Below are 10,627 nucleotides of genomic sequence, written 5' to 3'. Positions count from 1 at the left end.
ACACAGTGTCACAAAACATAACTAAATTGGCTTAACCCCGCTAAAAAGATGATGAGAAAGCTCGAAATGAGTAGGGCTTTCTCTACTCTAAAACAATGGAATGAAAGAGTATGGCTACTCAAAATAATAATAAACTTGATAACTTGTCTCCTGAAAAACGTGCGTTAGTAGAAAAACTTCTTGCCAAGAAAAAACAACAAAAGTTAGCTCAGATACAAGCCAGTAAAATTACTGTCCCAGATAGGATGAGGACCAAGGGGAGACTCTCCTTTTCTCAGCAGCGACTTTGGTTACTCGATCAGTTGGAAGGAGGAAGTGCTCATTACAATATCCCCTCTGCATTGCATATTCAGGGAAAACTCGATCTTGAAGCCCTGAAATCCGCGTTTATACAAATCATCGACCGACACAGTGTATTGCGAACTCAGTATGTAAAGCAGGGTGATGACGCTCAACAAGTTGTTATGCCTATGCCGGTAGAGTTTTGCTTTGAAGTGATCGATCGTAAGCAAAAGCTTGCCGAAGTTATCAAGGAATGCGGCATAGAAGCGGCTATGTTGACAGTAAGAGCAGAGCTTGAATTACGAACAGAATACGTTTTTGAACTCGAGCGAGATACGTCACTGCGTTGTCATTTGTGGCAGTTGGATGAAGACAATGCAGTACTTTTGATATTGGTTCACCATATTGCCGCAGATGGTTGGTCTATGGGGGTGCTTACTGACGAGCTGAACCAACTTTATCGGCAATCTGCAATAGGTGTTCAACACAGGCTAAAACCTATTGATGTTCAATATCTAGATTATGCACAGTGGCAGCATGAATACTTGAGAGGGGATGTTCTTGAACGCCAGCTTACCTATTGGCAAAAGCAGCTTGCCAACATGCCAAGTATACATAGTTTGCCGCTGGATAGAGCAAGGCCTAGTCTACCGAGTTATCAGGGAGACACAATAGCCACTCACATTCCGATGAACTTGGCATCGTCTTTTAAAACCTTATGCAATGAATATGATGTCACTCTTTTTATGGGGGTGTATGGCGCTTTGAGTGTCCTGCTTTCTCGTTATAGTGGTGAACAAGATATTGTGATTGGCACAACAGCCGCAAATCGCGACCAAACGCAAGTAGAAAACTTGATCGGCTTTTTTGTTAACATGCTAGTGCTTCGCCAGCAGCATGATGACCAAGCAAACTTTATCGATATTCTTACCCAGAGTAAGCGCATTGCGTTGGATGCATTTAATCACCAACAAACACCCTTTGAAAAAGTGGTTGAGAGAATCAATCCAGCTCGAGATATTAGCTACCATCCAATGTTCCAAATTATGCTGGCAGTGCAAAATAATCAATCTAGTGATCTAGATCTTGATGGGTTGAGCTTTAGTGATGTAGAGATAAAGTCGAATAATGCCAAGTTCGACTTATCACTCAATGTTGAAGAGAATGAATCCGGCCTTAGCTTAAGTTGGGAATACAGCACAGATCTGTTTAACCGTGCCAGCATTGAGAACTTGGCAAACAGCTTTACGCTCTTGCTTGAAGCCATGACTGAAAACCCAGAGCGCTGCGCGTTCTCGGTACCATTGGTTAACTCAAAGACACGTGAGACAGAGCTTTACGCGCACAACCAGACCAAGCAAAATTACCCAAGGGATAAGTCAGTTGCAGACTTGTTTGAAGCACAAGCCTTGCTGACACCCGATGCGCCTGCGGCCACGTTTGATGGGGAAACATTAAGCTATCGAGAGTTGGATAAGCGAGCCAATGCGTTAGCGCATGAGCTTCAATCTCGGGGTGTTGGCAGCGATAATTTGGTGGGCGTTCACCAAGAGCGTTCGATGTCGATGTTGGTATCTTTACTTGCCATATTGAAATCGGGCGGGGCGTATGTACCTCTCGACCCTAACTACCCACAAGAGCGAATACAAGGAATGTTAGCGCACAGTCAACCAAGCTTGGTGCTGTGTGATAAGGACTCAGAGCTTGCGATGGCAGCTTACACGGAGGCGGTATTGGTGGTTGAGCATCATCAATGGGCGAACACCGAGAGCGTGCCAGTTGTGCGTGACAATGCGACTTCTCATGACTTGGCGTATGTTATTTACACCTCAGGCTCTACTGGTGAGCCTAAAGGCATTGCGGTTGAGCATCAATCAGTGGTGAACTTCTTGTGGTCGATGGCGAAAAAGCCAGGACTGAGCGCAGAAGATACGTTACTCGCGGTGACCTCGATGTCGTTTGATATCCATGTGTTGGAGTTGTATTTGCCCTTGGTTATGGGTGGTCATGTGGTGGTGGCCTCGAGTGACGCGGCGTTAAATCCTGCGCAACTAGCAGGTTTGATGCACGAGCATCAGGTGAGTGTGATGCAGGCTACGCCATCGACTTGGCAAATGCTGGTCAATGATAATTGGCAGCCAGCACAGCCTCTGAGAGTAATCTGTGGTGGTGAAGCCATGCCAGAGAGCTTGAAGTCATCGCTACTCACTCATGGTGCTATTGAGCTTTGGAACGTGTATGGGCCAACCGAGACAACGGTATGGTCATCGGTGAAACAGATAGAAAAAGCATCAGCCATCACCTTAGGTCACCCGATTGGAAATACTCAGTTCTATGTGCTTAATGAGCAGCATCAGCTTGTACCAACCGGTGTAGCGGGAGAGTTGTATATTGCGGGTGAAGGGTTAGCGCGAGGCTACTTGCATCGTGATGATTTAACCGATGCGGCGTTTGTGGCTAACCCCTTTGTTCCAGGCGAGCGTATGTACCGCGCGGGAGACCGAGTACGCAGGCTAGCAGATGGTGAGCTGGAATATTTGGGTCGCACTGACCATCAAGTGAAAATTCGAGGATTTAGGGTTGAGCTTGGTGCCGTTGATGCGGCGGCGCAAAGCCATGAAAGCGTCAACCAAGTGGTGAGCGTGGTTCGCCAAGGCAGCGACAGTGGTGAAAGCCAACTGATGACCTATGCGGTTTTGAACCCTGACTGGGTTGAGCGAATCGATGAAGCGCGAAGCGGTTTATATGAGCATCTGAAAGGGCAGTTGCCCCACTATATGGTGCCATCGATTATTCAAGTATTAGAGGCGATGCCACTGACACCGAATGGCAAGATAAACCGTAAGGGTCTGCCAGAGCCAACGGCGCTGAGTATGGGCGTGAGTTATCAGGCGCCGCAAGGAGAGGTAGAGACGCGTTTGTGTCAGCTTTGGTCAGAGGTGCTCAAACTCGATGCATCGACCATCAGTCGTGATGCGAATTTCTTTGAAGTTGGAGGACAGTCTCTTAAAGCGATCCAGCTGTTGAACGGCATAAAAGCCGTATTCAATCTCGATATTTCAATGAAAGATGTTTTCATCTCCCCTCAGTTAAAAGACTTAGCAAAGTATATTGAGAATAAAGCGAACACACCGCTTCAGTCTATGCATCAATGTTTACCAGTTGACCGAAGCCAGCCTTTACCTCTGACTGATATGCAGCAAAGACTCTGGATTATCGACCAGCTGGAAGGTGATAGCAGTCATTATAATATGCCTCTGGCGTTTCGTTGGAATGAAGTGGTTGACCTTAATATTCTTCATAAAGCTCTCATCGAAATCGTCAATCGCCATGAAATTTTGCGCACTAGCTTTGAGTTATGCGAAGGGGAATCTGTTCAGAAGGTAAGGGAAGAAATCACTGCTTTTCCATTGGCTATTGATGATCTTCGTGGCCAAGATACCAAGTCCCAACAACAATTCATATCAGCGTTGTTTGTCAAAGAAGCGAAGACAGGTTTTGACTTGGGTGAAGACCTTATGATCAGGGCGCGGATTGTCATTGAACATGATCAAGCAAACATATTGTTGCTCACTTTGCATCATATTGCTGCTGATGGCTGGTCACTTGAAGTGTTGGTCAACGAACTCGACCTCATATATGGCGCTTTTGTGCAACGGAAACCGCATAGCTTGGCGCCTTTGCCAATACAATATGGAGACTATGCTGTTTGGCAAAGAACATGGCTTGCTGGTGAGAATATTGAAAAGCTCCGCTTGTACTGGCAACAGGAGCTGCAATCACTACCCATGGTTCATCGTCTGCCGCTTGACTTACCACGGCCTCCTGAGCAGAAGTTTGCTGGTGAATTATTGGTTGGAAAGCTACCGCCACAGATTTTCGGTCAGTTAACACAGCTTTGCCAAAATCAGGGAGTCACCCCTTTTATGGCCATTCATGCAGCATTTTCGACTTTGATCGGACGCCTAAGTAGTGAAAATGATATTGTCATTGGTACGCCGATAGCCAATCGTGAACATGTCGAGGTAGTAAATAATATCGGTTTTTTTGCTAATACATTGGTTTTGCGCAGTGACTTGAGCGAAAGCCCGACATATCTTGATTTGCTTGCTCAGTCAAAGCAAAAAGCATTAGCTGCATATGAACATCAGCAAATGCCTTTTGAGCAGCTTGTCGAGCTCATCCAGCCGGAGCGCAGCTTGGCACACTCACCTTTGTTTCAGATCATGCTGACTTATGCCAGTGATGATTCTGAGCATGATGGTAAGCAAAGATTTATCGCGTTGGACCAAACGCAGAACAACCATCACACGTCTAAGTTTGACCTCACTCTACACGTCGCAGAAGAGCAGGGCAGTGCAAGTCTTGGTTGGGAGTATGCGTCATCTTTGTTTACCTCAGAGACCATCAGCAGAATAAACGAGATCTTTGTGACCTTGGTGTCTAATTTGGTGCAATCGCCAAGTCAAAGTGTTATGTCACATGAAATTGCTCCTGATGAGGATAAGGCGCTATTGAAAGAGGAGTTTAATGACACTGCCAAGTCCTACCCTGAATTTGAAACCATTCACTCTCTATTCGAGCAACAAGTTGGTAGAAGCCCAAATCGCATTGCATTGACTTTTGAGGGTAACTCTCTGACATATTATGAGCTAAACAATAAAGCCAATGCGCTTGCTACTAGTCTTCAATCGGCCAACGTTGGGCCTGATACCTTAGTCGGTTTGTGTTGTTATCGTTCTCTAGAAATGGTGGTTGCTTTACTCGCAATTCTGAAGGCTGGAGGGGCTTATGTACCTTTGGACCCTGACTCTCCAACTGAGCGTATTAATAACATGCTCGATGATGCAAAGCCTCAACTTATCTTGACTAGCAATGCAACGGCAAGCAGGGTGTCAGCGGATTATTTACAAATAAATTTGGATATTTTTGATTTTTCTCATTCCAATCATCTTTCCAACCCAATCAGTGCAGGATTGACTTCAAACAATCTCGCTTATGTGATTTATACCTCCGGCTCGACGGGCAAGCCCAAAGGTGTGATGAACGAACACAAAGCTTTGGTTAACCGAATTCTATGGATGCAGCAAGAATTTGCTCTTGATGAAACGGATAAGGTCTTGCAAAAAACTCCGTTTAGCTTTGATGTTTCAGTATGGGAGTTTTTCTGGCCTCTAATGGTAGGCGCAGAACTTGTGATAGCTAGGCCCGAAGGTCATAAAGATGTTGATTACTTATTGAATGTCATTGAACAAAGCCAGATCACGACACTGCACTTCGTACCACCTATGTTGGCTATGTTTATGTTTGATGGTCGATACCAAACCCAATCTAGCTCGTTAAGGCGCGTGTTTGCCAGTGGAGAAACTCTACCTTCAGAGCTAGCTAAAGAGTGGACAAAAAACCATGATGCTGAGTTACACAATCTTTATGGGCCAACAGAAGCGGCCATTGATGTGTCATGGCACGCTTGTAAGGCTGAGAACGATTACATCACGGTTCCGATTGGAAAGCCCATTAATAACACTCAGCTTTACGTACTGAACCAAGAACTGCAGATAGCACCAATAGGCGTGGCTGGAGAACTTTATATCGCCGGAGATGGTGTGGCAAGAGGCTATCTGAACCGTCCTGAGTTAACTAAAGAGCGCTTTATCTCCAACCCATTCTCAACTGATAATCAATCTCGGTTGTATAAAACAGGAGATTTAGCCAAGTGGAATCACCAAGGCGAGATTGAGTATTTGGGGCGTCTTGATCATCAAGTTAAAATTCGCGGTTTTCGAATCGAGTTGGGTGAAATTGATGCCCAGTTGCAGAGACATCTCGGTGTGTCCGAATCCATTACCCTTGACGTAGCGGGGGCGAATAGTTGGGACAAACAACTCGTGAGCTATGTTGTTCCCAATCACGGGGAATATGAAGACAAGGATTATACAGAAGGCTTAATGGCATATTTGTCAGAAGTACTGCCTTCACATATGGTGCCCGCACAAATTATTCTCCTCCAATCGCTTCCTTTAACACCAAATGGAAAAGTCGATAGACGGGCTTTGCCAGTGGCTCGCTTTAAATTCAAATCAACAGAGTACTCGGCGCCAAAAAATAGGGTGGAACGCCAACTTGCAAGGATTTGGGGCCAAGTATTGCAAATTGAACCGTCGAGTATCAGCCGTGAAGCGAACTTCTTTGATATAGGCGGACAGTCTTTGCGAGCGATTCAAGTCTTGGCTCTGGTCAGACAAGAGTTTAATGTGTCTCTATCTGTGAAACAGCTGTTCATGACACCAGTACTTTTCGACTTTGCTGCCTTAATTAAACAAACCAATGTGGAGTCTGACAAACATACGATTATACCGAGTCAGCGCGATGGCTTGTTGCCTCTTTCACACATGCAACACAGATTATGGTTTATCGATAAAATGGAAGGGGCAAATGCGTACTACAACATTTGCTATACGATTGAAGCAAAGGAAAAGCTGGAAAAAAGTAGGTTAGAGAATGCGCTGCTAAGAGTGGTTGAGAGACATGAAATCTTGCGCACAAGCTATCTTGAACGCAGTGACCAAGTTTGGCAAAAAGTTAATGCTCATCCAAAGAGCTTGGGATTAGGCTACTCAGATTTAAGTGACCAAGATGCTGAATCTGTGCACGTTAAACTTAAAGCAATCGCGCAGCAAGAGGCAAATACGCCATTCGATCTCTCTCGAAATACCTTACTCAGAGGACATTTAGTCGATATCTCTGAGCACAGAAGTGTTGTCATATTAACCATGCATCATATTGCATCCGATGGCTGGTCTCTTGAGGTTTTACATTCTGAGCTTGAACGCCTTTATGTTGGAGCCGAAATTGAGCTATTACCTTTGCCTGTTCAATATGGTGACTATGCGAATTGGTTACAACAACCTCAAGCAAAGTCTGAACTTGATGAGCATTTAGCTTACTGGAATCGCCAGCTTGATGGCAGTCCTCAAGCGCACTCACTGCCTCTCGATAGACCAAGACCCAAATCTCAGTCTTACCATGGGGAATTATTTAAGTTTGAACTGGAGAATGAACTTGTCTCATCATTTAAGACGCTTTGTAAAACGCATGGTGTGACGACTTTCATGGGGTTGCATGCTGCGTTAAGTGTTTTAATCAGCCGACTAAGTAATCAGCAAGATATTGTTATCGCAACACCAGTCGCAAACCGTGGATACTCCGAGACGGCTTCTTTGATTGGCTTTTTTGCCAACACTTTGCCTCTCAGAAGCCAGCTTAGCGATGACATTACCTTTCACGACATGATTAAGCAGTCTAAGCGCATCGCATTGGAGGCTTATGAGCATCAACAGGTTCCGTTTGAACGCATTGTGGATACTTTGCAACCAGAGCGTAGTCTGAGTCATCATCCAATATTTCAGATCATGCTCTCGGTTACTGACTATGTGCAAAAAGGGCAAGAGACAGATCTGTTTAGGACCATTGATCTGACGGATGAGGAGAATGTGGTTGCAAAATTTGATCTTACTTTGCATGTGATAGAAAAAGAAAAAAACATTGAATTAGCGTGGGAATTTTGCAGAGATTTATTCAATGTTAGCACTATTGAAAAATTCAATAGTGCTCTAACTACCCTGCTTAGGGAAATGCTCGCATCGCCAGAGTCAAACGTTTATATGCTACCAATTACGAGTGACTCTGAGCGTCGCTCTCTATTAAATGAGTACAATCAGACTCAGGTTGAGCTTCCAGATGTAGGCAGTTATTTGTCTTTGTTTGAGCAACAAGTCAGATTACACCCTAGCGAAATTGCAGCCCGCTTTGGTGAGCAATGTCTGTCTTATGCTGAATTGAACCAAGCCTCCGAGCGCCTTGCAAGGCGCATTGTTGCGGCTGGTGTTTTGCCCAAGCAGCTGGTAGGCATCTATCTTGACCGCTCTTTGGATATGCTGATTTCTATGCTTGCAATCGGTAAAGCTGGCTGTGGTTACGTGCCACTCGATCCTCGTTATCCAAACGATCGTATCGAGTACATGTTGGAAGATTCACAGCCAAGCTTGGTTTTAACGCTTAAGAGTTTCTCTGAACAACTTGATGGTGCAGTAAGCAAGCTTTGCCTAGATAGCGAAATGTCGGAGATGATATCTACTGACACGTTACCAGAAGTGACTCGAACTGATCTGGCTTATGTCATCTATACATCCGGCTCTACGGGTAGACCAAAGGGAATTGCGATTGAACACGGTTCTTTGCTCAACTTTCTTTGTTCTATGGCAGTTAATCCTGGGCTTGAAAGGACGGATAATTTACTTGCCGTCACTTCAATGTCTTTTGATATTCACACGCTTGAGCTGTTTTTGCCCTTAACTCTTGGTGCGCAAGTTGTTATCGCAAGTACAGAAGCAACGATGGATGCTGAATTACTAGCTAGTCTAATTGATTACGAACGTATCACCGCCATGCAAGCCACGCCCGCAACATGGCAATTACTGCTCAATAACGGCTGGAAACCTGACGTGATGTTAAAAATGCTCTGTGGTGGTGAAGCCATGAATGCAGCGGTTAAGACAGGCTTGCTTATAAGTGATGGGCATCAGCTATTTGATATGTATGGTCCGACAGAAACAAGCGTTTGGTCGGCAGTAAAGCGTATACGTCGAACCGATGCGTTAGGTGTTATTGGTGGTCCAATTGCTAACACCCAGTTTTATGTTTTAAACCCATACCTTGAGCCTGTTCCGAATGGTGTTGGTGGTGAATTGTATATTGGTGGCTTAGGCGTTGCGCGTGAATATTTGAATCGCCCAGAACTGACTGAAAAGTCATTTGTTACGGTAAATATTGATGGTCAACTTCGCCGTTTGTACAGAACAGGCGATCAGGTCCGCTGGGTAGACAAACATTCTCTGGTTTACATGGGACGTTTAGACACCCAAGTAAAAGTTCGTGGCTTTAGAGTAGAATTAGGCGAAATAGAGTCTCAATTGTTGCAAAATCCATGGGTCAGCGAAGCGATTACCTGTGTCCAGTCTGCCGCGGGTGCAGAGCCTACTTTAGTAAGTTACGTTGTGATTGATGATTCAAATACCGACACATCTTGGCCTTCAATCAAGCAAGCTATTTATCGAGGTATTCGAGCCGAGCTTCCTCACTATATGGTGCCTTCTTCAATCGTCGCAATCAAAGTAATGCCACTCACGCCGAATGGCAAAATAGACCGCAAGGCTTTGTTGAATAAATCGTTTGATCTTGGTCAAGAAAGTTATGAGCAACCAATAGGAGACACAGAACTTCAATTGGCTGAGATTTGGCAACATCTAATTAAGCCTGATGCACCGATTAGCCGCAATGCTCAGTTCTTTGAGATTGGTGGACAGTCCTTGTTGATTATGTCAATGGTCAATAAGGTTCGATCTAGGTTTAACGTTGACTTGGCGGTAAAAGAAGTATTCTCGACGCCTATTTTGTCAGATTTAGCGGGTTACATTGAAGGTAAAATGGATGACGGAGACTCCAACCTCACATCTAATTGTCTGGTGTCGTTTAGTGAGGGTGCACAATCTGACATCTATTGTTTTCCGGGGTTAGGTGGTATGTCGATGGCCTATGCGCCTTTAGCAAATGCGCTGCGTGGGATAGTTAATATCCATGCGTTCGACGCTCCGGGTATGTTTGGACATACAGAGCCAACCGAGTGTTTTGATGATATGGTCGATAGATATGTTCAAGAACTCAAAGCGACTCAGTTTTGTGAACCTGTCATATTGATAGGCCATTCGTTTGGTGGAAGAGTGGCATTCGAAGTGATGCGTAGACTTGAAGCTGAGGCTATAAAAGTTAGCTTGATACTTCTGGATACTATTCTGACCGACGTAAGTTTTGAAGCTGTCAGTCGTGAGCCAAGTGAAACAGAAATCAAAACGGCTTTTCTCAATGGTATTTCGAACTGGCTAGACATAGATATGCCAGTGCTGGAACATTCTAGTGAGTTTGATTTCGACGCTGCATCATTCGCTATTGGTCAAAAACTGTCAGATCAAGGTTTTTGCGATAAAGACGGCTTTTCCCTTGATGGGTTCTGGCAGATTTATAAGCAACAGGAGCTGATGAATCGCAGCTATCACCCATCTGGCCAATGTGTTGGCAGTATACATCTTCTGTGTTGTGAAGAGAGTTCACCTTATTTACAGCAGGTGTTGGATGCTAACTCTCTTTATTCACTGGAACAGATACAAAGTGCGATAGTTACTGGAGAACATAACTCTATGCTTCATAAAAACCATGTTGCTGGTATAGCAGATTATCTGTTGTCACTTATCACCGTCATCAATCAAAAGTAACGGTATGGCTATTGCCC

The 10,627-nt window shown here is 44.7% G+C and carries 1 protein-coding gene; it reads left to right on the top strand.

The genetic code is table 11. The annotated features are described in order from the left end of the window. The first annotated feature begins 110 nt into the window (after nucleotides 1-110). Entirely contained in the window at nucleotides 111-10,610 is a 10,500-nt protein-coding gene (locus FIV01_RS16475; protein ID WP_152432077.1) for a non-ribosomal peptide synthetase, read from the top strand. Nucleotides 10,611-10,627: the final 17 nt, after the last annotated feature.

Origin of the sequence: Vibrio aquimaris (assembly GCF_009363415.1) — a bacterium.
Classification (GTDB): Bacteria; Pseudomonadota; Gammaproteobacteria; order Enterobacterales; family Vibrionaceae; genus Vibrio; species Vibrio aquimaris.
Note: the sequence above shows the minus strand (reverse complement) of the source record. Positions and strands in the feature narration are given on the sequence as shown.

Coding starts and splice junctions, on each gene's coding strand:
- FIV01_RS16475 (WP_152432077.1), top strand. CDS start 111: ATGGCTACTCAAAATAATAATAAACTTGATAACTTGTCTCCTGAAAAA.